Origin of the sequence: Flavobacterium sp. Root935, from assembly GCF_001429295.1 — a bacterium.
Classification (GTDB): domain Bacteria; phylum Bacteroidota; class Bacteroidia; order Flavobacteriales; family Flavobacteriaceae; genus Flavobacterium.
In genome coordinates this window covers 457,521-483,049 of sequence record NZ_LMJL01000010.1, presented here as the reverse complement: position 1 = coordinate 483,049, position 25,529 = coordinate 457,521, and the positions used below count along the sequence as shown (strand labels likewise).

Genomic DNA, 25,529 nt, shown 5'->3' with positions numbered 1-25,529 from the left:
TATGAAATTGAATATCAAAAATACTATAAAAGCATTTTTCTTTATGGTAGCCGTATTGGCACAAGTAAAATGCTCTACTTCAAATGATACGGTCGAAAATCCTCCAGTAGATCCACCTGTGGTAAATCCTCCAGTAGTGGTTACAAACGACGTCGATTTTTGGCTGACAAAATCAGATCAAACTGCTTTGCTGGCAAAACAGTCTGGAACATTAGGTTTTGGCACAACATCTAATTCATTTACAAATATTGAAGTAATCGATTCTCAAAAATATCAAACAATAGACGGTTTCGGTTATACTTTAACAGGCGGAAGTGCTGATGTGATTAACAATTTAACCCCAGTTAAAAAAAGTGATCTTCTGAAGGAATTATTCGGAACTGGTGAAAATTCTATTGGGATAAGTTACCTAAGAATCAGTATTGGAGCTTCAGATTTAAATGCTTCACCTTTTACATATGATGATCTTGCAACAGGAGAAACAGATTTAGATTTGGCAAAATTCAGTTTAGAAAAAGATAAAAACGGAGTAATTGCACTTCTGAAAGAAATTTTGGCTATCAACCCTAAAATACCAATTTTGGCCACTCCGTGGACAGCCCCGCTTTGGATGAAAGATAAAGACAGTTTTATAGGCGGTAAATTACAGCCTAAATATTATGATGTTTACGCAAAGTATTTTGTAAAATACATCCAGGCAATGAAGGCAGAAGGAATTACAATTGATGCTGTAACTCCACAAAACGAGCCATTGCACGACGGAAATAATCCAAGTATGTATATGTCTGCGGCAGAACAGACCGTTTTTATAAAAGCTAATTTAGGACCAGCGCTAAAAGCAGCAAATCTTACGACAAAAATTATAGCTTACGATCATAATTGTGATAATCCAAATTATCCAAAAGCAATTTTGGCAGATGCCGATGCATTTCCGTTTGTCGATGGTTCTGCATTTCATTTATATGCGGGCGATATCAGCGCGCTTTTAAATGTTTACAATGCTTATCCGACTAAAAATATTTATTTTACAGAGCAATGGACTTCGTCGACCGGAGATTTTGGAGGAGATTTAAAATGGCATGTTCGAAACGTAATCATTGGTTCTATGAGAAATTATAGTAAAAATGCCTTAGAGTGGAATTTAGCCAATGATGGAGCATTTAAACCTCATACAGATGGAGGATGTTCAATGTGTAAAGGAGCTTTAACGATTACATCTAGTGAAAATTTTCAGAGAAATGTCGCGTATTATATTATTGCTCATGCTTCAAAATTTGTTCCGATGGGGTCTGTTAGAATTCAAAGTAATTCAAGTGGAGATTTACAAAATGTTGCATTCATTACACCGTCTGGTTCTAAAGTTTTGATTGTTGAAAATGATGGATCTGCAAACCAGACTTTCAATATAAAATATAATGGAAAATGGGTTACAACTTCATTAGACGGAGGATCTGTAGGAACTTACATTTGGAAATAAAGGCTTTAGTTTGAAATATTTTGACTTTAATAGTAACAAAAGCAAAAAATAAACAAATTATATCTATCTTGATATTCAATTTATTAACTACAAACCAATCTTAAATAAACCATGAAAACAATTAATCTTGTAAATAAGGCAGGTGTGTTTACACTAATCTTATTGTTTATATTTCAATCTTGCAGCAGTAACAATGATGCAGGCGATGATTCTTCGGTAAACGCTGCTCCTTCTAATCTTTCTGTACAAGTAGAACCTGTTGGTAAAACTGCAGAAAACCCAAATGGAGATGGTAGCGGGAAAGTACAATTGACTATGAGTGCCACTAATGCACAACTTTATAAAGTATTGATAAATAATGAACTTAAAGAGATTACTACAGGCAGTTTGACTTATGAATTTACAGCATCGGGAACTAAAAGTTATCCTATAATTGTTTCGGCTTACAACGGATCAAAGTTTGTGAGCAGTTCAACTTCAGTAAATGTTTTTGTAGCCCGTAAAGTAATCTGGTCTGATGAATTTAATGTAGACGGATCTCCAGATTCTTCAAAATGGGGATATAATACAGGAACAGGTGACGGTTGGGGAAACAACGAATTAGAATATTACACCAATCGATCTGAGAATGTAAAAATTGAAAATGGAACCTTAAAGATTACAGCAATTAAAGAAAATTATTTAGGAAGCCAATATACGTCAACGAGAATGCTTACAAAAGGTAAATTTTCATTCAAATATGGAAGAGCCGAAGTTCGTGCGAAACTTCCAGTTGGTGGCGGAACTTGGCCTGCATTCTGGTTACTTGGAGATAATATTGATACTGTTGGATGGCCTGCCTGCGGAGAAATTGATATTTTAGAATCAGTTGGAAACAACCCAAATGTAATTCACTCATCATTACATTCTCCAGGGCGTTCAGGAAATACCCCGGACACAAAAACAACAACTGCCGTAAACTCAACTACAGAATTTCATATTTATGCTGCCGAATGGAGTGCAGAAAGTATCAAATTTTATGTAGATGACAATTTATTTTACACTTACAAAAACTCAAGCACAACTCCTTTTAACCAAAAGTTCTTCATCATTCTTAATTTAGCAATGGGAGGAAATTTTGGAGGAGCTGTAGATCCCAATTTTACAAGTGCGACCTTCGAAGTTGATTATGTAAGAGTGTATAATTAACATAATTTTTAAATAGATTTTTTTCTGTAAAGCTTGGGAAAAACTAGCTTTACAGATTAAAATTTTTTTAACATGAAAAAGATAAACAAACTTGTTTTAGTAGCGCTGTTTTTGGCAGTAAACTCATTTTATGGTCAAAACCTAAAAATCATGACCTATAATATCCGCTTAGATGTTGCTTCAGATGGAGAAAACGCATGGCCAAACCGAAAAGATTATTTTACTTCTCAAATTGGTTTTTACAGCCCGGATATTTTTGGAGTGCAGGAAGCAACACCCAATCAAGTTATTGATATAGCATTGGCTTTGCCAAAATACAACAAATTTGGAATCGGCAGAGAAGAAGGAGGTTTAGGAGAAGCATCTTCAATTTACTATAAAAAAGATCGTTTTAAAGTAGAACAATCTAATACTTTTTGGTTATCAGAAACGCCAAACGTGGTTTCAAGAGGATGGGATGCAGCTTGTAATAGAGTTTGCACTTATGGACTCTTTAAAGATTTAAAAACGAAAAAAACATTTTGGGTTTTTAATCTTCACTTAGATCACATGGGAGAAGTTGCCAGAGTAAAAGGTGTACAGCTCGTTCTTTCTAAAATAAAAGAAATAAATACTAAAAGCTATCCCGTTTTTTTAATGGGTGATTTTAACTCAGAGCCTAATACGCCGCAAATTGCCGAAATCAAAAAAGTAATGGATGACACTAAAGATGTTTCAAAAGAAAAACCTTTTGGACCATCTGGAACTTTTAATGATTTTAAACATAATGAACCCGTAACATTATTATTAGATTACATCTTTATATCAAAAAATAGTGGACTTACAATTCAGAAACATGCAGTGTTAAGTGATTCTAAAGATTTAAAATATCCGTCGGATCATTTACCTGTTTTAATAGAAATAGATTAATGAAAAACAGCATCAAAAAACTTCAAATCCTAGCTTTACTGCCATTAATTGCCATGCAGTTCAATTGCGGATCTTCAAAAAATGGTACAACTACTAATTCTGTAAAAGTAGCATCTTGGATTACTACTTCAGATGAAACTTCAAAACTCAAAAAACAGCCTGATTTAGTTTTTAGTGCAGAGACAAATTCAAATCAGACAATTGAGGTAAATCCTTCGGAGAAATTTCAAACCGTAGAAGGTTTCGGGTTTTCACTAACCGGCGGAAGTGCCCAGGCAATTATAAAACTAGATAAGCCAAAGAGAGAAGCTTTGCTTCAGGAATTATTTTCTAGAAAAAGTGATGCCATCGGTTTAAGTTATCTGCGAATTAGTATTGGAGCATCAGATTTGAATGAGAAAGTTTTTTCGTATGATGATGTGCCGGAAGGCGAGACAGATTTAAAATTGGAAAAATTTAATTTAGGACCAGATTTAGAAGATGTAATTCCGGTTTTAAAAGAAATTTTAGCTATAAATCCTAAAATTAAAATAATGGGTTCTCCGTGGTCGCCTCCAGTTTGGATGAAAGATAACGGAAGCTCAAAAGGAGGAAGTTTACAGCCAAAATATTATCAAGTGTATGCTGAATATTTTGTAAAATACATTCAGGCAATGAAATCACACGGAATTATTATTGATGCTATTACACCTCAAAATGAGCCTCTGCATCCTGGAAACAATCCAAGTTTATTGATGCTGGCAGAACAGCAGGCAGATTTTATAGGCAATCATTTAGGTCCCGCTTTCGCGAAAGCTAAAATCAAAACCAAAATTATTGTTTACGATCACAATTGCAACAAACCCGAATATCCTTTGACGATTTTAAAAGATCCAAAAGCAAATCCGTTTGTTACAGGCTCTGCTTTTCACTTATATGAAGGAGATATTAGTGCTCTAACAACAGTTCATAATGCTTTTCCAGATAAAGATTTGTATTTTACCGAACAATATACGGGAACAGGAACAAATTTTGAAACTGACTTGAAATGGAGTGTCAAAAATGTAGTAATTGGTTCTATGCGTAACTGGAGTAAAAATGCACTTTCGTGGGGATTAGCAAATGATGAGTTTTACAAACCTTTCACCCCAGGAGGATGTTCTACTTGTAAAGGCGCATTGATGATTGATCAAAATCAAAATATCAAAAGAGAAGTGGGATATTATATAATAGGACATGCTTCGAAATTTGTACCAGAAGGTTCAGTAAGAATTGGAAGTAATATAGTAGGAAATTTACACAATGTTTCTTTCAAAACTCCGTTAGGACAAATCGTTCTGATTGTAGAAAATGACGGAGCTTCAGCAGAAACTTTTAATATTAAATACAACCAAAAACAAACCTCAACAACACTAAACGCTGGTGCTGTAGCTACTTACGTTTGGTAAACAACTTAAACTTATGAAGAAAGTAACCACAATTACGTTGTTGCTGTTTTCGCTTTTTGCGTCGGCACAACAGCAGACAATAGATCAGAAAGTCAACGATCTATTGAAGAAAATGACAATTGAAGAAAAAATTGGACAGTTAAATCAGTACACAGGAGATAATCAGGCAACTGGACCAATAACAATAAATCCAAACAAACAATCCGAAATCAAACAAGGGTTAATAGGCTCTATGTTAAATGTTGTTGGAACAAAATATACCAGACAATATCAAGAATTGGCTATGCAGTCAAGACTTAAAATTCCGTTGTTATTTGGTCAGGACGTTATTCACGGTTACAAAACTACATTCCCAATTCCGCTTGCAGAAGCAGCAAGCTGGGATTTAGAAGCAATCGAGTTAGCGGCAAGAGTTGCAGCTACAGAAGCAGCGGCGAGCGGTATTCACTGGACATTTGCACCAATGGTAGATATTGGCCGCGATCCGCGTTGGGGACGTGTAATGGAAGGAGCTGGAGAAGATACTTATCTAGGTTCTAAAATTGCTTATGCAAGAGTTAAAGGTTTTCAAGGAAATAAACTGGGCGATTTAAATTCGGTTATGGCTTGCGTAAAACACTTTGCAGCTTACGGTGCAGGTGTTGGCGGAAGAGATTATAACTCTGTAGACATGAGCGAAAGAATGTTGTTTGAAACTTATTTACCGCCTTTTAAAGCTGCGTTAGATGCAGGTGCAGCAACATTCATGAATTCATTCAATGATATTAATGGAATCCCGGCAACAGGAAATGCTCATTTACAAAGAGATATTTTAAAAGGAAAATGGAATTTCCAAGGTTTCGTGGTTTCAGACTGGGGATCAATTGGTGAAATGGTAGCGCATGGCTATTCTAAAGATCTGAAAGAAGCTGCTTATGCTGCCATTACTGCAGGAAGCGATATGGATATGGAAAGTAATGCGTATCGTCAGAATCTAGCTCAATTAATAAAAGAAGGCAGAGTTTCTATTGATTTAGTGGATGATGCCGTAAAACGTATTCTCCGCAAGAAATTTGAATTAGGATTATTTGATGATCCTTACAGATATTCGGATGAAAAGCGTGCTGAAAAAGCCTTGTCAGATCCAGCAAACAGAAAAGCAGCACTTGAAGTGGCGCAGAAAAGTATTGTTTTATTAAAAAATGAAAACCAGACTTTACCAATTTCGAAAAATGTAAAAACTATTGCTTTCATTGGACCAATGGTAAAAGAATACAAAGAAAATATGGGATTCTGGTCTGTAGAACTTCCAGAAATTGATTACAATAAATGGATTGTTTCACAATGGGACGGTCTTCAAAATAAAGTAGGTAAAAATACAAAGTTACTTTACGCTAAAGGATGTGATGTTGATGGAACTAACAAAGATGGTTTTGCAGAAGCTGTTGCAACTGCAAAACAAGCCGATGTTGTTATTTTAAGTATTGGTGAAAGACGCGATATGAGCGGTGAAGCAAAAAGTAGAAGTGACCTTCATTTGCCAGGCGTTCAGGAAGATTTGGTAAAAGCAATTCAAGCAACAGGAAAACCAGTTGTTGTTTTAATTAATGCAGGAAGACCTCTTGTTTTCAATTGGACAGCAGACAATGTTCCTGCAATTGTTTATACTTGGTGGCTGGGTACAGAAGCTGGAAATGCAATTGCAAATGTTTTATTTGGAGATTATAATCCGTCTGGAAAATTGCCAATGACTTTCCCGAGAGAAGTAGGGCAGGTGCCAATTTATTACAATCATTTTAGTACGGGAAGACCAGCCAAAACAGAAAGTGAAACCAATTATGTTTCGGCTTATATAGACTTAAAAAACTCTCCTAAATACCCTTTTGGTTACGGATTAAGTTATACAAAATTTGATTATTCTGGTTTGAAATTATCGGTATCAAAAATAAAAAGTAACGAAACGATTAAAGTTTCTTTCCAATTATCAAATGTTGGAAAAGCAGCTGGAGAAGAAGTAGTTCAGTTGTATTTGAAAGATAAATTTGGATCTGTTGTGAGACCAGTTTTAGAGTTGAAAGACTTTAAAAAAGTGAAATTAAATGCAGGAGAATCTAAAACAATTGAATTTACAATTGATAAAGAAAAACTCTCTTTCTACAATGATAAATTAGAGTGGACAGCTGAGCCAGGTGATTTTGAAGTGATGATTGGAGCTTCCTCTGCAGACATTAAATTAAAATCTGATTTTGAATTGCTGGCTAAGTAGTAATTTACTTTTATAAAATAAAATGGGGCCGTTAAGCCCCATTTTTTATACGAATTATTTAAGACGTTTTTTAAAGTTGAATTTTATAAGATTAAGTAAACCTTGCTCTATAATATCAATTCCTACCCCAAAATTGCTGTCGGCAATAGTATGATGGTCTGTTCTGAATTTTTCAAAATCAGCTGCAGGGATTTCTAGATTAACAAGAGGTTTAAAATCTACAAAAATAGAAGCACTGTTTTTAGTTACTTTTTTACGGCTTGTATAATCAAAATAAGGATTACTTATTGAGCTTTCCTGGCGCGTAAATTTCTCTTCGGTATCTATTTTCTGATCTGTATGGAGATTGATTTCATATTTTTCGTTATCAAAATTATGCCAGAACGGAACATCGGTATGCATAAAATCGCGCGCATTATTCTTCACCACATTTCGATCAAAATACATTAAAAAACGATTCTTTTGATCATCTGTAAAATAAGGATTTTCAATAGATGAATTGTACTGAATTGTAAACTCATTCAGCATTTTATCATCACTGACAATTTCAATTGCAGCGTCTTTAAATATCGTTCTAATATCAGTTCCGTTTCGGTCACTAGAATAATTTAAAGTATAAAATAAGAAATTGTTCCAGCTGTCGATTATTTCCCTTTTGTTCGTATTCTTAAAATATTTACGCATGTAATTGGCACGGTTTCCTTTGTACGTAGTAGTCAATTTTAACTGCCCTTGATCGTTTTGCGCACTAAAATCTACTTTTTCATTTATACCATAATAAGAGAATCTATGTGGTTTTCTAATTTGTAACTGCTGGTTTGGTTTTACTTCCAAATAATGCATAAAGTAAATAAAACAGCGATTTTCAATCAGTCCAAATTCATCTCTGGCTGTAGCATCAATAAAATAAGTTTCATCCTTATAATTGATTTTTACAATCACATGATTAAAAGTAAGAAGAGAAGGCAGATAATGTTTGATATAATGATCTGAATTGAAGTTAACCAATACAACAGACGAATCTATATTGATATAATCTAAAACCACTTTTAGTAAAACAGATTTAGCCTTGCAATCTCCCTGTTTGTTTTCATACGTAATAGCAGGTTCTTGCGGCTTATGCCCATTCATTTCATCAGCATTAAAAATATAATTTACATGGTTTTGTACATATTCTATAGCAAATCGAAGCTGCTCATCCTTATCTGAAATTGCATCTAGCTTTTCTACCAGCTTAGGAGCAAATTCTTTTAAAGAAGCGTTAGAGTAAATTTCGTCGTATAAAGGTGAAATATAATTAGATAAATCAGTCCAATTACTATCTGTCGCAAAATCAATATAAGGAGCAATTTCTCTGTTGATATCAAAAGAGTTGATGTAATTTTCTTTTTCAATTACAAATCTTTCTCCCTTTTTTAAATAATTAATTTCCGGTTCCAAAACATTTCCAGCGTCATCTCTATAGAATGTTTTCTTGTATGCGATTGGAGCTTTTCGGTCATTAATAAAAGTAAATTTATAATTTCCGTAAGCCCAGTAAGTACTTGGAGTTACGTAAACATATTTTAAATATTCTTTTCTAAGAAAATCACGATCAGTAAAAACTTTTACTCTTGAATCTTCAGCAATTAGAATATCATAAAGACGTAAATCTTTAATCGTAATATTTATTTTTTTAGTACTGCTCAAGACACCGCCTTCACTTTGATTTTCATTGTCCAGAACTTTAATCTTTGTATCTGGGATTTTATCAATCAAAACGCCGTCTCTAAGAACACTAATTCTGTGTATAATGAAGGTTTCATTTTCTTCGACAACAACATCTTTTACAGAAGCACTTTCTAGATTTGAAGGTTCATTAAGTGTATAAGCTACGCAGGCATATTCGCTGTTTTCTGTATCACTTGTATAGTAAATTTTATCTAAGAAATAACAGAAGTCTCTTCCTTCGTCAACCTGTTTATTTGAAAAGTCAGATTCTTTTATGTATCCAATTAGTTGATCATCATTTATTATTGAAGCCCAGTTTTCTGGTTTTTGAATTTTGTAACTTTCTGTTTCAATGGTATTTTCCATGTTATTTTTTATATGTGTATTCTTACTTAAAGCGAAAATAAGTAATAATGCGCTATTTTGCCTTATAATAATATGAAATTTATGGAAATAAAAAACCTCACGTGAGAGCGAGGTTCTATAAATGATTAGGTTGAAGGAAAATTATCTCAAGACAGTATTTATAAAATCCATAGCGCCAATTCCTTTATAAGAAGCATATAAAGCTTTTTCATAAGCTTCTTGTTTTGCTTTTTTATTTTTGACATCAGTTTCGGTAATCATTTCATTGAAAATTCTTTCTTGTTCTTCACTATATTTTAAAGAAGCTTCCAGAAGATATGTTTTTGAAACAAAGCCGAATGAACTCCAGATTTTTGTTCTAATTTTTTGATTAATATTTTTTAACGGATTGGCAATCATAACTCCTGTATTTTTAAACTTTCAATTTTTATCTTTGAGAAGAAACAAACTGATTTTTAGTAGATTTCTATAAATTAAGATTAGAATTTAACAATTCAGATCTTTAATGTGTTATTATGACGCAATGTAATTATTTTTTTTAAATTTGAACTTTAAATTTTAGTTAAAATTGTGATTCATACACTTTTCTATTTTATTAAGAAATGCAACTCTGTTTCGCAAAAGTAATTCGGTTTTATAAAAATGAAGTAAATTGCACTATTATTGAAAGAAAGATTTACCCTTAAATATTCGAATGTTAAAAGACATTATAGACAATAATGAAAATTACCAGCCTGGACTTTCTATCGATTGTGTAATTTTTGGTTTTCACGACAATCAGCTTAAAGTTTTATTGTTAAAAGTAGAACGAGCAGATAAATGGTCTCTTCCCGGCGGATTCATTCCAGTGGATCAGGATATAGATACTGCAGCCAATACGGTCTTAAGCAGTCGAACTGGAGTAGAAGGTGTTTTCTTGAGACAATTTGCGACTTTTGGAAAAGTAAAACGTAATGAGCAGCATTTTGACAAAAAGATTTTAGAGTATTTACAAATAGAGGAAGAAAAAGGAAAATGGCTTACGCGCCGTTTTGTTACAATTGGATATTATGCATTGGTTGATTTTTCAAAAATTCTTCCAAATCCGATGAACAGATATGAAGTTGTAGAATGGATTGACCATAAAGAAGTTCCAGAACTTATTTTAGACCATCGTGAGATTCTCGATAAGGCGCTGGATACCTTAAGGGTTGAGTTGAATTTAATGCCAATTGGATATAATTTACTGCCAGAGAAATTTACCATTCCAGAGCTGCAGAAATTGTACGAAACTATTTTAGACAAAAAGCTGGACCGCAGGAATTTTTTACGCAAAATCACGAATATCGGAATTCTAACGAAGCTAGACGAAAAGAAAAGCAACGTTGCACACAAAGCACCAAACTTGTATTCTTTTGATAAAGAAAAATATGATGAGGTTTTAAAAAATGGACTGAATCAGGGATGGTAAAATTAATTTAACCGAGACATAAATGGTTTTTAAAACTTGTTATGTCTGATAAATAATTTACGATTATGATCTCAATTGAAACATTTAGAAAATTAGCATTATCGTTTCCAGATGCATCCGAAGAGCCTCATTTTGAGAAAACATCTTTTCGTGTCAAAAAGAAAATTTTTGCCACTTTTGATGAAAAGAATAATCACGCTGTTTTAAAATTAAACGAAATCGATCAATCGGTTTTTTGTGCATCGAGCGAAATGATTTTTTATCCCGTTCCAAATAAATGGGGTAAACAAGGCTGGACAATTGTAGAACTTTCAAAAGTAAGACCAGAAATGTTTGAAGATGCATTAATACGTTCTTACCAAAATATTATAGCTAAAAAATAATACTCGGCATACTAACAGGTTATTAAAACCTGTTAGGTTTCGAAATTATTCTATTTCACAATAGTTCTAAAAGTCAAATTTACCCTTGGTTTTTGAGTAGTTTTAGTTGGCGGTAATCGATGCAGCCAATGGGTTTGCGTTTCATCTTTCATAATCAATAAACTTCCATGTTCTAAAATCAGCGAAACCGTTTCTTTGGTTTCTTTATGTTTGAAAGCAAATTTACGTTCAGCGCCAAAACTTACAGAACCAATAGCACCATTCTTTTTCAAATCTTTTTCGGCATCACTGTGCCAAGCCATTCCTTCTTCGCCAGAATGATATAAATTCAGCAAACAGGAATTAAAAGTTTCTCCTGTTTTTTCTTCTATAAAAGCTTTGAGTTTTAATAATTCTGGTGTCCACGGAAGTGCTTTTTTCGTAGTGTTGGAATAGGTATATTCAAATTCCTGATCGCCGTACCACGCTACTTTTCGTTTGGTTAAAATTAGTTTTCCAAAGATAATGGCTTCGTCATTTTTCCATTCAATTGTATTTAATAAGATATCGCGATAGAAATCAGCATCTTCCCTTGAAAACAATTTTCCGTAATAATTTACAGTTCCATCTTTAGGAAGCAAATTCGTAGTTTCGTCTATTTGGGGATTAAATAAGTCCATTTTTCCATTTTAAATATTCGGATTTCATGCAATGCCCGCAAGGTCTGAATCCATTATTTCGAGCTTGATTTTCAGAAGAAAAGAAAACCCGATTTTCGCGTTTCATTCTTTTTCCCGAAGCACATTTCAGCGTTCCGTAGATTTTTAGTTTTCGGTTGCCGCCAAAGCAAATTTCCGCATTTTTAATTTTACGGAGCAATTCAGAATCGGTTATTTTTTGATGATTAATCATGAAGTGGTAAGTTTTGTATTGTAGAGACGCACAGCAGTGCGTCTAACGTCACGTATCTCCACAAAGATTCTTTGTCGACAATCTTTGCGGAGATATTGGGTGTCTATGACAACGCATCATGAAAAATAATTCCCAACGTATAACGTTCACCAGAATGAACTTCACTGACACCATGTTTCATGTTAACTCGATAATATCCTTTTGTTCCTCTTACAGGTCTGAAGTTAGTAGTAAAAACCAAAACATCTCCTTTTTTTGGTTTTAAAACAATTGCTTTCGATTGCGCTCTTGGCGTTTGCTGCGTTAATATAAATTCTCCGCCTGTAAAATCTTCATTAGGTTCTGAAAGAAAAAGTACAATTTGAATGGGGAAATAAATATCACCATACAAATCCTGATGCAAAGTATTAAATCCGCTTTTTCCATATTTTAAAATCAAAACCGTCGCCTTCAATTGATTATTGTCATGGCATTGTTTCAATAATTCTTCATGTTTTTCAGGAAAAAAAGTATTGATGTTTAGAGCTTTCATCCAGGCATTTGCAATTGGGGCCAATTTCGGATAAATGGAATTTCGAATATTCTGAATCAAATCGGGAAGAGGATAATTGAAATATTTATATTCACCTAAACCAAATCGATAACGCTCCATTACGACAGTTTTTCGATATGAATTTGGATTGTCATAGTCGAATTTTAAATCTTCACATTCTTCGTTTGTGAGAAGATTTGGGATGATAGAGAAACCGCTTTGGTGCATAGATTCGGTGATGCTTTCCCAGTTTTGAGAAGCAATTCGAGATTGTATAGTTTGCATAGCAATTGGATTTTATGAAATTTTCAATGAAGGTTAATCATTGAAATTTGGAATTTGGGATTCGAAATTTGGAGTTTTATTTTTATGGATTTACTTGCGCGCCTTCCCAGCCAATTATTGCCGTTTTTCGGGTATTTCCCCACATATAACCGCCAAAAATTCCAGAAGACTGAATCACGCGGTGACACGGAATTAAAAACGCAACAGGATTACTGCCAATTGCAGTTCCTACCGCGCGAGAAGCATTTGGTTTTTCAATTTGCTGTGCAATGGAACCATAAGTAGAAAGCTGTCCCATTGGTATTTTTAATAAAGTTTCCCAAACTTTCAATTGAAAATCGGTGCCTTTTAAATGCAGTTTGATTTCAGATAATTTGCCCCAGTCGTTTTGAAAAATAAATAGCGCATTTTGTTGTGCTAAATCTAATTTTCTTGTGAAAGACGCATTTGGGAATTTGTTTTTTAAATCCACAAATCCGACTGTTTCATCTTCGGCGAAAGCCATAAAACAAACACCTTTTTGAGTTGACGCAACAATTATATTTCCAAACGGACTTTCGGCAAAACTGTAATTTATGGCGAGATTTTTTCCTCCGTTTTTATATTCAGCAGGTGTCATTCCTTCGATATTTACAAACAAATCATGGAGTCTGCTTGTGCCGGATAAACCAGTTTCATAAGCTGTTTCAGAAATCGTTGCCTGATTTTCTTTGAGTAGTTTTTTGGCGTGTTCGAGACTTGTATACTGCAAAAATTTCTTCGGACTTGTTCCTGCCCAATCGCTAAAAAGCCTTTGAAAGTGAAACGGACTCAAATGCACTTTCTCGGCAACCTCATCAAGATTGGGCTGCTCTTTAAAATTAGCTTTGATATAATCTATAGCTTCGGCGATACGATTATAATTGATGGTTTCCTGTGTGTTCATCTTCATTCAATTTTATAATACAAATATCGATTGGTTTTAAAAGGTATAAAATCCGAAACTTGCTGAGTTTTTTGTTTCAAGTTTCAGGTTTCAAGTTATGCAGGAACGTGAAACCTGAAACTTGAAACAAACTTTAAATAGAATGCCTTTAATGCGCTGTAGTTTTAGAAAAAACATTAATTACAACAACTCCAATTACAATTAAACTCAACCCAATTATTGCGGGTAAATCTGGGATTTCTTTGAAGAAAATTGCCCCAATGATGGTAATTAATACAATTCCGACTCCAGACCAAATGGCATAAGCGAAACCAACAGGAATTGTTCTAATTGCAAAACTTAAACAGTAAAATGCGCCGCAATATCCAATTATTGTAATAATGCTTGGAATTAATTTAGTGAATTCTTCGGATTTCTTTAATGCTGAAGTAGCAATGATTTCGAAAACAATGGCAATAAATAGGAATAAAAAATTCTTCATATTTTATTTAAGATTATGTTGTCTTGTGGAAACACTTATTAATTTATAGCCATTTTCAGTTCTTAAAAACTCGAAATGATCTTGTCCTCGATCTGTTTTGTTTTTTGGATTGATGATAATGTCCATAGTAGGATACAGCCAATCTTTTGCTTCATTGCAATTGTTGAAATAGATTTCGTACTCACTTGACTCAAAAATAAACTGATTAAGTCCGTCAGAACTAACAAAATAATCGGTTTTTGGATTTTTGAGTTCCTGTAATTTTAATTTTAAATAGGTATAATTTTGATTGATGAATTTAGTTTTAGACGAATTTATCCAGCCGTCTGGTTCTTTCCAATAGGTTATTTTGTCAAAAGAATGTTTTTCTAAATTGCCTTTGGATAAATCTTTAAGTAAATTGTTCTCTAACCAGAATTTAAATTCTTTTTCAAAATTTATGAAAGAATAATATTGTCCATCAACTCCCTTAAAATTTTCTCTTATTGGGTCTTTATTAGGTTCTTTTGATTTTTCTAAAGAATAAAAATTTAAATTGTCATTATAAGCAAAATTTTCAATTAAAACTTTGTTGTTGATGTCGATAAGAAATTCTTTTCCGCCAGACCAGAAAAAATGTTCGTCGCCTGGTTCTCTTTCTTTTTTCGCATCTTTAAGAACGGTAAGCACTCCGTTTTTAACATTTGATAAAGCACTATAATCAGCTGGAATGACGATTTTTCCTTTGCTGTTGAAGATTCCCATTTTATCAGTTTTCGGATCTCGAAATCTTATAAAACCTTCACTTTCGCAATCTGTACTGTTATCAAAAGTATATAAACTGTCACGCCCCACTATTTTTCCTTCCTTAGTTAAGTAATAGCTTTTCCACTTATTATTTTCCTCTTCTGTAACAGCAATAATATTTTCAAATTTACGTGCAATCGTAAACCCAGTAAATTTAGGTTCAATTTTAATTACACCTTTTTTATCTTGAAAACCAATTTTTGTAGTGTCTTTGTTCCAAAAAGCAGTCCATGTATCGCTGGTTTGTGCAAGTGCAGTGCAGCTAACGAGAAACGTATAAAGAATTACAACCTTTTTCATGGAAATTTATTTATCGCAGATGAATTTCTGTTTCGTTATTTTTTGCTTCATCAAAGCAATCGGCACATAGCATTTTAAAATCGGCTTTGGCTTGAAAAACTTCAGTCCATTCCTCACCATTATCGAGCAGCCACTGTTCGCATTCACCGCACCAAGCAATTTGCGGAAGATCTTCTTCAGCTTCAGAATAGAAAAATCCGACTTTATCTTTCGTGTCTATTGCCATTGCAATATGAATACATCCAAAAGTCATTTCTTTTGAGCCATGTACTTCACATAAAACATTTTCAATCATAATTTTATTTGTCGGGTTCTTTAATTTCAAATTTAAACTTAAAATTTCGAATTTAAAACAGAAAACCCGACAGGTTTTTAAAACCTGTCGGGTTTGAATGTATAGAATTTCAAAATCTAAGATCTACAATCTTAAATCTAAAATCAATTTAGTATCTGTAGTATTCTGGTTTGAATGGACCTTCAACTGGAACACAAATATAAGCAGCTNAGTTTCTAACTCAACGCCTAATTTAGCTAAGTGTAAAGCAGCAACTTTTTCATCTAAATGTTTAGGTTTGATATTTAAGCAAATGTTCAACTTATAATTGTTTTAGTTTTACTAGATTATTTTCTAAGTTCATTATCTAAACTTTTTAATAAATTATAAATTCTATTGAAATCAGCTATAGTTCTCGAAGGTGCATTGTAACGTCTTGTGTATCCTTTTAAATAAGTATGGGCAGCTTCGTTTCTAACCAGTTTTAAGGTGCCTAAGTTTGATTTCAAAAGTGTAATTTGGGCAGTTTTTTCTAATTCATGTTCAATATTTTCTAAATTAATTAAACCAATAAGTTTTGTTAACATTGGTCTTATATTATCATTATATTGAAAACCATAATTTGGTTTAATTATTTTTTCCTGACAGAAAGTTTTACATGTAGAAGATTTTAGATTTCTGTTAGCATGCCTTAATATTATTTCATCAACAGATTCTTCTATCCAACCACAAAGTTCAAGTACAGCTAATTTAGAATAATAAATTGCTTTTTTTTGACTTGTTGAGTTATTGTAAAGTTTATCTAATTCTTTTAGCGTAGATTCTATATAAGATTTAGCAACCATTTTACTGAAAAATTTCTATTGCCTTGTTTATTCGATTAATAACTTTATCCTTTTGAGCTAATCCTTCTTTTAGTTCTTCGATAGAAAATAAAGGATCATTTTTTAAATTTTCAAAACGTTGTTTTGTATCACTTGGTTTTTCTGCTTCTAAAGCATGAATATTATGTGCAATTCCAATTAGTAATGCCTCCGTTGTTGCTTTACTTAGTCTTTTAAGAGGTAGATTGTTGGTTATGTTGTTTAAGATTAAAGATATAGACCTTAGGAATATTTCTCTTAATTCATCTATTTTATGATCATTAGGATTTTTATTATCCTCCATATAGTCATTTAGAAATTTAGATAAGCTTCCGTTATATTTGCTTAAATTACTATAAAAAGCTAAAAACCTTAATATTAGTTCCTCATTGCTAAAACGATAAACTTTTTCTTCTTCAATATTGAAAAGCAACTTGTAGTTAATATCATCTTTTAATTCGCGTAAAAGACTATTTAGTTTACCATTATAAATACAATTTCTAATTTCTTGATTAGTTAATTTACTGCCTCCAGAATTTAATCTATGGAAAATTGTAAATAAATAATTCATATGACTTTTCTTAGAATAATCACACCTTATAACCGTAATAGGTAAAACAGTATTTTGAACTTTGCTAAATATATCAGAATATTTTTTTTTGATTGTTAAATTAGTTTTTCCTGAAATTTTATCGTCGATATCTTCAAGTTTAGCCAATTTCCATTCTTTTTTGGTATCGTCATCTAAGAATTGAATTATAGTTGCAATTCTTTGAAGACCATCAATAACAAATCTCTCTTGTGTTTTGTAATCAAAACTTATGCATAAGCTAGGTATAGGTAGTTGCTTTGTTAATGAATCAATAAGTCTAGTTTTCATTGAATTATTCCAGACAATTTCTCTTTGAAATTCCGGTTGAATTTCTAATTGCTTTTCTTCGTACATTCTTAATAAATCTGCACAGGATCTTAATTCATTATAAGCAACAATATCTGAAGGCGGGCTTTCATTAAAATCATCATTTGCTTCTAATTCATTTTCTAAATTAAAAAGTTCTTCTTGATTTAAATCTGTATCTGCCATCTTTTTGCTGTTAAAATTAATTATGCGAATATATTGAATATATTTATGTAAAAAATAAGTAGGAAAAATTTCTTAAATAAAATTTTAAGAAAAATAAAACCCGACAGATCATAAAAACTGTCGGGTTTGAATATGTATTTAGATAATCTAAAATCTAAACTCAGAAATCTAAAATAGATTAGTATCTGTAGTATTCTGGTTTGAATGGGCCTTCAACTGGAACACCAATATAAGCAGCCNAGTTTCTAACTCAACGCCTAATTTAGCTAAGTGTAAAGCAGCAACTTTTTCATCTAAATGTTTTGGTAACATGTAAACTTCATTTTTGTAAGCTGCGCTGTTATTCCATAATTCGATTTGAGCCAAAGTCTGGTTTGTAAATGAGTTACTCATTACAAAACTTGGGTGACCTGTTGCACAACCAAGGTTTACTAAACGACCTTCAGCCAAGATAATGATATCTTTTCCGTTGATGTTGTATTTGTCAACCTGAGGTTTGATTTCGATTTTAGAAGCACCGTGGTTTTTGTTTAACCAAGCCATGTCAATTTCGTTATCGAAGTGACCGATGTTACAAACAACAGTTTTGTCTTTCATTTGCTCGAAGTGCTCTCCAAGAACGATATCTTTGTTTCCTGTAGTTGTAATGATAATATCAGCATTAGCAATTACAGTGTTTAATTTTTTAACTTCATAACCGTCCATTGCAGCTTGTAAAGCACAAATTGGGTCAATTTCAGTAACTGTTACAATAGAACCTGCACCTCTAAAAGAAGCAGCAGTTCCTTTTCCAACATCACCGTATCCACAAACGATTACTCTTTTTCCAGCCAACATTAAGTCAGTTGCACGACGTACAGCATCTACAGCAGATTCTTTACAACCGTATTTGTTATCAAATTTAGATTTAGTAACAGAGTCGTTGATGTTGATTGCAGGCATTGGAAGAGTTCCAGCTTTTACTCTTTCGTAAAGTCTGTGAACACCAGTTGTAGTTTCTTCAGAAAGACCTTTAATTCCAGGAACCAATTCTGGGTAACGATCAATAACCATGTTAGTTAAATCTCCACCATCATCAAGAATCATGTTCAATGGTTTTCTGTCTTCACCAAAGAATAAAGTCTGCTCAATACACCAGTCAAATGATTCTTCGTCAAGACCTTTCCAAGCATAAACTTGAATTCCAGCAGCAGCAATAGCAGCAGCAGCTTGATCTTGAGTAGAGAAAATGTTACAAGAAGACCAAGTAACTTCAGCACCAAGAGCGATTAAAGTTTCGATCAAAACAGCAGTTTGAATCGTCATGTGTAAACATCCAGCGATACGAGCACCTTTAAGAGGTTGTTCGTCTTTATATTCAGCACGAAGCGCCATTAAACCTGGCATTTCAGCTTCAGCTAATTCAATTTCTTTTCTTCCCCAAGCCGCTAGAGAAATGTCTTTTACTTTGAAAGCCACATAAGGCGTAGTTGTAGTACTCATTTATAGTGTATATTTGTATATTGTAAAATTTTTGCAAATTTACATAATAGGTTTTTATTTTTACTACTTTCTGTCAGATTTGTGAAATCTTTAATTTCTTAATCTCTAGAATGTTACTCTAAAAATCATTTTTTGCCATATAAGTGATAGGAGTTCATTTAAAAAATATTCTTAAACTATTACCTTTGCAGTGAATTGCTTATATTTACTAATACATTTTTTGAGCCAGCGGTTATATTTTCTGATATTACTTATATGGTTTAAAATTAACCATTCATAATTTACAATTAAAAAAGAAATGCCTCTATTTCAGACCATACAATTCAATGAAACTACTAAAATTTTAATTTGGGAAATAACCGAATCTTTAGAAGAGTTATTAAGCAAAGTTGTGTTGAAAGAAAAGACACAAAAAAGATTGAACGGAATGAAGTCTCAAATGCATCAACGTGCTTTTTTGAGTGTTCGAATGCTGATTCAGGAAATGGGTTTTACAGATAAAGATTTGCATTATGACGAATTCGGAAAACCGTATTTTGATTGTCATAATTATATCTCAATTACACATTCATATCATTTTGCGGCAATAATTATAAGTCATGAGACCGTAGGAATTGATATGGAATTGCAGCGTGAAAAAATTCAGAAAATTGCAGATAAATTTACGGATTATGAATGCAATTATTTAGAACCAAAAATTACAGAAGAATATATTAAAAAGCTTACCGTTATTTGGGGCGCTAAAGAGGCAATCTTTAAAATCAGAAATGAAAAAGGAATCAGCTTTAAAGATCATATTAGAGTTGAAGATTTTTCTTTAGAAAAAAAACAAACAGAGTCCAGTCTCCATTTTGATGATTTAGTAAAAGATTTTGATGTGCATTACGAAGAAATCAAATCAGATAATTTTGAAGGAACTTTTACTTTGGTTTATGCTTTTGAGAAGTATTTTTAGTCGCAGTTTTCAGTAACAGTTTTCAGCTTAGTCATTGCCAGGAACAAAGCAATCTCATTTGTTAAATCCATCATAGTAAGGTTGAACGATGATTAAACCTCACTTTCTTTTTTTCTGTGCTGAAACATACTCATATACAGAAAAGTACTCATTTTTCGGGCGCGTCTTTTTAAGGTTTCGACATTTTCACCTTCAAAGTGTTCATCTAATGTCTGCGCCCAGTGATTCAGCCAGATTCCGAATTCATTTGCTGTAATGTTTTCATCAAAATGAGCGTCAACCTCATTGTGTACCGCATGCGGATTTCCTTTGTATTTGCGTACAGCAAATAAGTTCGTTTCCCAGAAATCGGTTAGCTTTTCAAGATGTGCATCCCAATCGGTAATCATTTTATTAAAATAAAAGCCGATTTCTTGATCGGCTCTTATTTTATCGTAGAACTGATGTACTAGAAATTCAATGTCAGCTCTATTTTCTATTTGTTTTTTCACAGAATAAAAGTGTTTAAAAGAATAAATGCTACACTTAAAAATGCACTCAGAATTAAAAGGTTAAAAACCACTTTGTGTTTCATTTGTGCCAAAATTGAAGTGTTTACAAAGATACAGGCTAAAACTATAATAGCTAGCTGGATCATTTGAAAAACAGAAGTTCCATTAGCTAAAACGTACATAGCCGCAGCGCCACCTAAACAGCTTTGACCAATTACTGCCATTGCAGCAGAACCCATATAACTTTTATTGAAATTTTCGAAGGTTGTTTGATATAGTGTCATGATATTGAGATTTTTATACCACAAAGATACGCCCTCAATACCGCTGCATTTTATGATTTAAATCATAAAACGAGAACTTTTTTATCTGTATACTTTTCTGTTTATAATCTTCAATTCGCCTTTTTTTTCAAGCGCTTTTATGGCTCTGATAACGGTTTCTACACGCAAACCCGTTAAATCTCCGATCTGCTGTCTCGTAAAATTAATCAGATAACCATTTTTATCTTTTTGAAAATTAAAGTAAGCAATTCCGTGATCGATTAGTTTTAAAACGCGATGTTCGGGTTCGTGCGTGGAGATTTCAGCAGCCATAACCGATTTATAGTACAATCGCTGCGCAAGGTTTTCGATTATTTTAATGCTGACAGCAGGATTCTCTTCCAGCAGTTTCATAAAATTAGATTTGGGAAGAAGCAAAATCTGGCTGTCTTCTACAGCAATGGAATTGGCAGGATATTTTTGGTTTAAAAATAATGGAGGTTCGCCAAAAGACTGTTCTTTATAAAATATTCCCTGAATAAATTCTCGTCCGTCATCATTATAATTACACATTTTAATTTCGCCAGAAACTATCTGATAATAATACGTTGGCAGATTTCCTTCTTCAAAGATAATTTCACCTTTTGCAAAAGACTTTTTTACTGCACCATATTTCTTTAATAATTCAGCTGCGATCATAAATTGTTTCTTAACAAAGACATTACAAATATAATTCATTCATAATAGTTCTTCTACGTTAAAAACTTTTTACTTTTACAGCCATTATGGAACAAAAATTACTTATCACGATCCATCAACAAATTTTAGAAGCCAAGAAAAATGGTCAAAAATTATTGGCTATACTTCTGGATCCCGATAAAATTGTGTGGGAGAACTTAGATCATTTATTGCTTAAAATAAATCAATCTCCTGCAACCCATATTTTTGTTGGAGGGAGCATAGTTCAAAGTACTATTTTAGAAGATTTAATTGCGCAGTTAAAACAAAAAACAAATTTACCGGTTGTAATATTTCCTGGAGACCCTTCGCAGATTTCGCCACAGGCAGATGCTATTTTGTTTCTATCTTTATTATCTGGTAGAAATCCTGATTATTTAATAGAATATCAAGTTCAGGCAGCACCGATCCTAAAAAAGACAAATCTTGAGGTTATTTCGACAGGTTATATTTTAATAGAAAGCGGCAATGAAACAGCTGTTGCGCGCGTTAGTAAAACAGAACCTATGAACCGTGAAAATTTTGATTTGGCTCTTGCCACGGCACAAGCCGGTGAAATGCTCGGGAACAAATTAATTTATTTAGAAGCAGGAAGCGGGGCAAAAAAGCCTGTTCCTTTGGAAATGATTTCGCTGATTGCTCAAAACATAGAAATTCCTGTTATTGTTGGTGGAGGAATTGTAGATTTGCAGGGAATTAAACAAGCTTATAATGCTGGAGCAGATTTAGTAGTTATAGGAACTGCTTTTGAAAATGACAGTCATTTTTTTGATTCATAAAAAAAATTAACCGCCTTTAAATACCACAAAAATGATTGACTTTTTTCTTGATAGTTATAAAAATGCGCCGTTGTGGCATATTGCTCTTGAGTTTTTAGTATTTGTTTTTGGTATTTTAAGTGTTTGGTTGGCAAAAAAAGAAAATATTTGGGTTTACCCAACAGGATTAATTGCAACGGTAATTTCAGTTTACCTTTTGTATGTCGCAGGTTACATTGGAGATATGATTATTAATGCATATTTTTCAATAATGAGTATTTACGGGTGGTATGTTTGGGCAAAAGGAGGAACTGTTGAAGACAATCTGCCGATTACTCGTACAACTTTTAATGAAAAAATAATTGGAATCTTCCTGTTTATTGTTACCGTTTTTGTAGTTTTCGGAATTTATAAATATTTTGATTACGAAATTAAACCAGACAATTATGTCGACATGATTTCGTCTGGAATATTTTTTGCGGGAATGTGGTACATGGCCAGAAAAAAAATAGAAAACTGGACACTTTGGATTATTGGTGATATTATTGTTGTACCTCTCTATGCTTATCGCGGCTTAGGAATGTTGTCACTTCAATATATAATTTTTACAATTTTGGCTATTTCAGCTTATTTAGAATGGAGAAAGATCTTAGACAGCAAAAAACAACTATAATAAAAATTGCTTTATTTGGACCTGAAAGTACAGGTAAAACCACATTGGCAAAACAGCTTGCAGAATATTACGAAACCGAATGGGTTCCAGAATTTGCACGTGATTATCTACAAGAAAAGTGGGAAGAAAATAAGCATATCTGTGTTGCAGATGATATGATGCCAATTGCTTATGGTCAGACTGCATTAGAAAATCAAAAACTGGCTTCAGCAAATAAATACCTGTTTTGTGATACCAATTTGATGGTAACAAAAGTTTTTTCTGAAATGTATTATGGTTTTTGTGATCCGCTTCTAAATGAAGCCGCTTTGAAACACGAATACGATTTATTCTTTTTAACAGATATTGATGTTCCTTGGGAGAAAGATGATATTCGAGATACCCCAGAAGGAAGAGAAACAGTTTTTTCTGTTTTCAAACAAACCCTAATTGATACCAAAAAGCCGTTTATTACATTATCTGGAGATAAAGAGAGCCGTTTAAAAAAAGCGATTTCAATTATTGATAATTTAGCATTAGCTAAAGATAAAGGATTATCATCTGAGGATTTTGTTGAGATATATAATCATGGTATTCCTTTTGAAAATATTCTAAAACAATTAGATATATTCAAAAATGGAATAGCAAAAAGTAGTTTAATAAGTCCTGCAACAATCAACAACGGTATTTTAAGTTTATCTCAAACTGAGTTTGAAGAAAAAGCAGCTTTTTTTGACAATCATAAAGAAAATCTAAAAATTAAAAAGTTTGTTCCTGCTTCTGGTGCAGCTACTAGGATGTTTAAATTTTTAACAGCTTTTTTAAATGATTTCGACATTCAGAAAGAAACAATAAATGCTTATATCAACAGAAAAAAAGATAAAGAACTTGCTATTTTTATTGTTGGCATGGAGAAATTTCCTTTCTTCAAAACTATTGATAAAAAATTACGAGAGCTTTATCCAGATTTCGAGACTTTAGAAAGAGATTATAAAAACTATTACTTTATACAAGTATTATTATCTTCAGATTATCTTAATGCAGCAAATAAGCCTAAAGCTGTTTTGCCTTTTCATTTATATAAAACACATATTGCGAATCCAATAGAAGAACATTTGAACGAGTGTGTGCATTATGCAACTGCAAACAATGTCTCCAATTTACATTTTACGGTTTCAGAAATGCATCAAGATCTGTTTGAAACAGCAATTGATCAGGTTAAAGAAAAAATTGAAAAGGAATCTGGCACTACTATTAATATTGCATATTCTTATCAAAATAAAAGTACAGACTCTATTAATGTAGACATACAAAACAAAATTGTTCATAATAGTAATGGAAGTTTGGTTTTTAGACCTGGAGGGCATGGTGCCTTAATTGAAAATCTGAATAATTTGGATTCTGATATCATTTTTATTAAAAATATAGACAACGTAATTCAAAATCATATCGATAAAATTACATTGTATAAAAAGGCTTTAGGTGCTATTTTGATCGAGGTCCAACAGAAAGTGTTTGATTATTTAAGAAAAATTGAAAAAGGAGAAGTGACAGAAAATGATCTGGTTGAAATTGTGGATGTTTTAATCCAAAAGTTAAATATTCAAATGACTAGCGATTTTAATAAATTTACTTTTGAAAATAAACTTGCTAAAATCAAAGAACTATTAGACCGTCCGATCAGAGTTTGCGGAATGGTTAGAAACGAAGGTGAACCTGGCGGCGGACCATTTTGGGTGATGAATGAAAAAGGTGAAGTTTCATTGCAAATTGTAGAAACATCACAGGTCGATTTAGCAAACAAAAGGCAGCTTCAAATTTTAGAAGAAGCAACACATTTTAATCCTGTAGATTTGGTTTGCGGAATTAAAAATTATAAAGGAGAAAAATTTGATCTAAAACAATTTATTGATCAAAAATCTGGTTTTATTGTTGAAAAAAGTGTTGAAGGAAAACCAGTAAAAAGTTATGAACTTCCAGGATTATGGAACGGATCAATGGCAAATTGGTTAACTATTTTTGTTGCAGTTCCTTTAATTACTTTTAATCCAGTAAAAACAGTAAATGATTTATTGAAAGCAGCACATCAGCCACAATAAAATGGATACAGAAAAAATCATATCAGAGTTGGGCTTTAAAGCCGTTCGGAGCAGTGGCGCCGGCGGACAAAACGTAAATAAAGTTTCATCAAAAGTAGTTTTGAGTTTTGATTTAGATAATTCTCAAGCTTTGTCTGATGAAGAAAAAATACTTTTAAAAGACAATTTATCAACTCGTTTAACTTCTGAAAATATCTTGATTTTAAATTGTGATGAAGATAGAAGTCAGTTAAAAAACAAAGAAATTGTTATAAAGAGATTTCTAGAGTTAATAAAAAAAGGACTCTACGTTCCTAAGATCAGAAAAGCTACAAAAGTTCCGAAATCAGTAATTAAAAAGAGAATTAAAGATAAAAAGAACGTTTCGGATCTTAAACAATCGAGAAGAAAACCTGATTTTTAGTATTAAGATTGGAGAATTAAGTACTAAGAAATAGATCTCAAACTAAATCTTGATACTTTATACATTTGTCTTAATACTTTTCTATATTTGCACTGTCTCAAAGGGGTGCTCC

At 32.6% G+C, this 25,529-nt stretch carries 27 protein-coding genes; 12 read left to right on the top strand and 15 right to left on the bottom strand.

The window, feature by feature from the left end:
- Position 1 precedes the first annotated feature (1 nt).
- The 5 genes from ASE40_RS13105 (at position 2) to ASE40_RS13085 (ending at position 7,246) form a co-directional block, all read left to right on the top strand.
- Positions 2-1,477, top strand: coding sequence for a glycoside hydrolase family 30 protein (locus ASE40_RS13105; protein ID WP_057117521.1), 1,476 nt, complete (start codon positions 2-4; stop codon positions 1,475-1,477).
- Positions 1,478-1,588: 111 nt separating this feature from the next.
- Positions 1,589-2,665 carry a glycoside hydrolase family 16 protein gene (locus ASE40_RS13100; protein ID WP_057117520.1) on the top strand — a complete coding sequence of 359 codons (1,077 nt, stop codon included), beginning with the start codon at positions 1,589-1,591 and terminating at the stop codon, positions 2,663-2,665.
- 72 nt (positions 2,666-2,737) lie between these two features.
- Positions 2,738-3,574, top strand: a complete 837-nt coding sequence (locus ASE40_RS13095; RefSeq protein ID WP_057117519.1) for an endonuclease/exonuclease/phosphatase family protein — start codon at positions 2,738-2,740, stop codon at positions 3,572-3,574.
- Entirely contained in the window at positions 3,574-5,001 is a 1,428-nt protein-coding gene (locus ASE40_RS13090) for a glycoside hydrolase family 30 protein (protein ID WP_057117518.1), read from the top strand. Before ASE40_RS13095 ends, ASE40_RS13090 begins: the two co-directional genes overlap by 1 nt.
- A gap of 13 nt (positions 5,002-5,014) precedes the next feature.
- Complete coding sequence (locus ASE40_RS13085) at positions 5,015-7,246, top strand: glycoside hydrolase family 3 N-terminal domain-containing protein (protein WP_057117517.1); 2,232 nt, start codon at positions 5,015-5,017, stop codon at positions 7,244-7,246.
- Positions 7,247-7,300: 54 nt separating this feature from the next.
- Here the strand turns inward: ASE40_RS13085 and ASE40_RS13080 are convergent, their stop codons facing one another.
- A complete protein-coding gene (locus ASE40_RS13080; RefSeq protein ID WP_057117516.1) occupies positions 7,301-9,322 on the bottom strand; it encodes a hypothetical protein in 2,022 nt (673 codons plus the stop codon).
- Between the two features lie 141 nt (positions 9,323-9,463).
- Positions 9,464-9,721 carry a hypothetical protein gene (locus ASE40_RS13075; RefSeq protein WP_057117515.1) on the bottom strand — a complete coding sequence of 86 codons (258 nt, stop codon included), beginning with the start codon at positions 9,719-9,721 and terminating at the stop codon, positions 9,464-9,466.
- A gap of 295 nt (positions 9,722-10,016) precedes the next feature.
- Between ASE40_RS13075 and ASE40_RS13070 the strand changes: the two genes are divergently transcribed.
- Together ASE40_RS13070 and ASE40_RS13065 are read left to right on the top strand one after the other, a co-directional pair.
- The gene (locus tag ASE40_RS13070; RefSeq protein WP_057117514.1) at positions 10,017-10,772 is read left to right on the top strand and encodes an NUDIX hydrolase; all 756 of its coding nucleotides are present in this window, start codon (positions 10,017-10,019) and stop codon (positions 10,770-10,772) included.
- Positions 10,773-10,837: 65 nt separating this feature from the next.
- Positions 10,838-11,155 carry an MmcQ/YjbR family DNA-binding protein gene (locus ASE40_RS13065; RefSeq protein ID WP_057117513.1) on the top strand — a complete coding sequence of 106 codons (318 nt, stop codon included), beginning with the start codon at positions 10,838-10,840 and terminating at the stop codon, positions 11,153-11,155.
- A 50-nt stretch (positions 11,156-11,205) separates the two neighbouring features.
- Here the strand turns inward: ASE40_RS13065 and ASE40_RS13060 are convergent, their stop codons facing one another.
- The 10 genes from ASE40_RS13060 to ahcY all read right to left on the bottom strand — a co-directional run.
- The gene (locus ASE40_RS13060) at positions 11,206-11,814 is read right to left on the bottom strand and encodes an alpha-ketoglutarate-dependent dioxygenase AlkB family protein (protein WP_057117512.1); all 609 of its coding nucleotides are present in this window, start codon (positions 11,812-11,814) and stop codon (positions 11,206-11,208) included.
- Positions 11,801-12,046: an Ada metal-binding domain-containing protein gene (locus ASE40_RS13055; protein WP_057117511.1), complete on the bottom strand. Its 246-nt coding sequence runs from the start codon at positions 12,044-12,046 to the stop codon at positions 11,801-11,803. Before ASE40_RS13055 ends, ASE40_RS13060 begins: the two co-directional genes overlap by 14 nt.
- Before the next feature lie 103 nt (positions 12,047-12,149).
- Complete coding sequence (locus ASE40_RS13050; protein WP_057117510.1) at positions 12,150-12,863, bottom strand: 2OG-Fe(II) oxygenase; 714 nt, start codon at positions 12,861-12,863, stop codon at positions 12,150-12,152.
- A gap of 82 nt (positions 12,864-12,945) precedes the next feature.
- On the bottom strand, positions 12,946-13,788 hold the full coding sequence (locus tag ASE40_RS13045) for a bifunctional helix-turn-helix domain-containing protein/methylated-DNA--[protein]-cysteine S-methyltransferase (protein WP_057117509.1): 843 nt from the start codon (positions 13,786-13,788) through the stop codon (positions 12,946-12,948).
- A 148-nt stretch (positions 13,789-13,936) separates the two neighbouring features.
- A complete protein-coding gene (locus ASE40_RS13040; RefSeq protein ID WP_057117508.1) occupies positions 13,937-14,269 on the bottom strand; it encodes a DMT family transporter in 333 nt (110 codons plus the stop codon).
- Between the two features lie 3 nt (positions 14,270-14,272).
- Positions 14,273-15,355: a WG repeat-containing protein gene (locus ASE40_RS13035; protein ID WP_057117507.1), complete on the bottom strand. Its 1,083-nt coding sequence runs from the start codon at positions 15,353-15,355 to the stop codon at positions 14,273-14,275.
- Positions 15,356-15,365: 10 nt separating this feature from the next.
- Complete coding sequence (locus ASE40_RS13030; RefSeq protein WP_057117506.1) at positions 15,366-15,650, bottom strand: hypothetical protein; 285 nt, start codon at positions 15,648-15,650, stop codon at positions 15,366-15,368.
- Positions 15,651-15,976: 326 nt separating this feature from the next.
- Positions 15,977-16,474, bottom strand: a complete 498-nt coding sequence (locus tag ASE40_RS13025; protein ID WP_057117505.1) for a HEPN domain-containing protein — start codon at positions 16,472-16,474, stop codon at positions 15,977-15,979.
- A 1-nt stretch (position 16,475) separates the two neighbouring features.
- The gene (locus tag ASE40_RS13020) at positions 16,476-17,576 is read right to left on the bottom strand and encodes a DUF262 domain-containing protein (RefSeq protein ID WP_082586806.1); all 1,101 of its coding nucleotides are present in this window, start codon (positions 17,574-17,576) and stop codon (positions 16,476-16,478) included.
- 240 nt (positions 17,577-17,816) lie between these two features.
- On the bottom strand, positions 17,817-19,058 hold a 1,242-nt coding region (gene ahcY, locus ASE40_RS13015), incomplete at its 3' end, for an adenosylhomocysteinase (RefSeq protein WP_241774367.1).
- 298 nt (positions 19,059-19,356) lie between these two features.
- Here ahcY and ASE40_RS13010 point away from each other — a divergent pair.
- Positions 19,357-20,013: a 4'-phosphopantetheinyl transferase family protein gene (locus ASE40_RS13010; protein ID WP_057117504.1), complete on the top strand. Its 657-nt coding sequence runs from the start codon at positions 19,357-19,359 to the stop codon at positions 20,011-20,013.
- A 92-nt stretch (positions 20,014-20,105) separates the two neighbouring features.
- Here the strand turns inward: ASE40_RS13010 and ASE40_RS13005 are convergent, their stop codons facing one another.
- From ASE40_RS13005 to ASE40_RS12995, 3 genes are all read right to left on the bottom strand, one after another.
- A complete protein-coding gene (locus ASE40_RS13005) occupies positions 20,106-20,504 on the bottom strand; it encodes a group III truncated hemoglobin (protein WP_057117503.1) in 399 nt (132 codons plus the stop codon).
- On the bottom strand, positions 20,501-20,788 hold the full coding sequence (locus ASE40_RS13000; protein WP_057117502.1) for a hypothetical protein: 288 nt from the start codon (positions 20,786-20,788) through the stop codon (positions 20,501-20,503). The genes ASE40_RS13005 and ASE40_RS13000 overlap by 4 nt, the downstream gene beginning before the upstream one ends.
- 81 nt (positions 20,789-20,869) lie before the next feature.
- Positions 20,870-21,466: a Crp/Fnr family transcriptional regulator gene (locus tag ASE40_RS12995; protein ID WP_057117501.1), complete on the bottom strand. Its 597-nt coding sequence runs from the start codon at positions 21,464-21,466 to the stop codon at positions 20,870-20,872.
- A gap of 86 nt (positions 21,467-21,552) precedes the next feature.
- On the opposite strand from ASE40_RS12995, the gene ASE40_RS12990 reads away from it, so the two are divergent.
- The 4 genes from ASE40_RS12990 to arfB are packed head-to-tail and all read left to right on the top strand — an operon-like array spanning position 21,553 to position 25,417.
- Positions 21,553-22,284 carry a geranylgeranylglyceryl/heptaprenylglyceryl phosphate synthase gene (locus tag ASE40_RS12990; RefSeq protein ID WP_057117500.1) on the top strand — a complete coding sequence of 244 codons (732 nt, stop codon included), beginning with the start codon at positions 21,553-21,555 and terminating at the stop codon, positions 22,282-22,284.
- 31 nt (positions 22,285-22,315) lie between these two features.
- On the top strand, positions 22,316-22,936 hold the full coding sequence (gene pnuC / locus ASE40_RS12985; protein WP_057117499.1) for a nicotinamide riboside transporter PnuC: 621 nt from the start codon (positions 22,316-22,318) through the stop codon (positions 22,934-22,936).
- Positions 22,900-25,014 carry a DUF4301 family protein gene (locus tag ASE40_RS12980; RefSeq protein WP_057117498.1) on the top strand — a complete coding sequence of 705 codons (2,115 nt, stop codon included), beginning with the start codon at positions 22,900-22,902 and terminating at the stop codon, positions 25,012-25,014. The genes pnuC and ASE40_RS12980 overlap by 37 nt, the downstream gene beginning before the upstream one ends.
- A 1-nt stretch (position 25,015) precedes the next feature.
- Positions 25,016-25,417, top strand: coding sequence for an alternative ribosome rescue aminoacyl-tRNA hydrolase ArfB (gene arfB / locus ASE40_RS12975; RefSeq protein ID WP_057117497.1), 402 nt, complete (start codon positions 25,016-25,018; stop codon positions 25,415-25,417).
- The last annotated feature ends 112 nt before the right edge of the window (positions 25,418-25,529 follow it).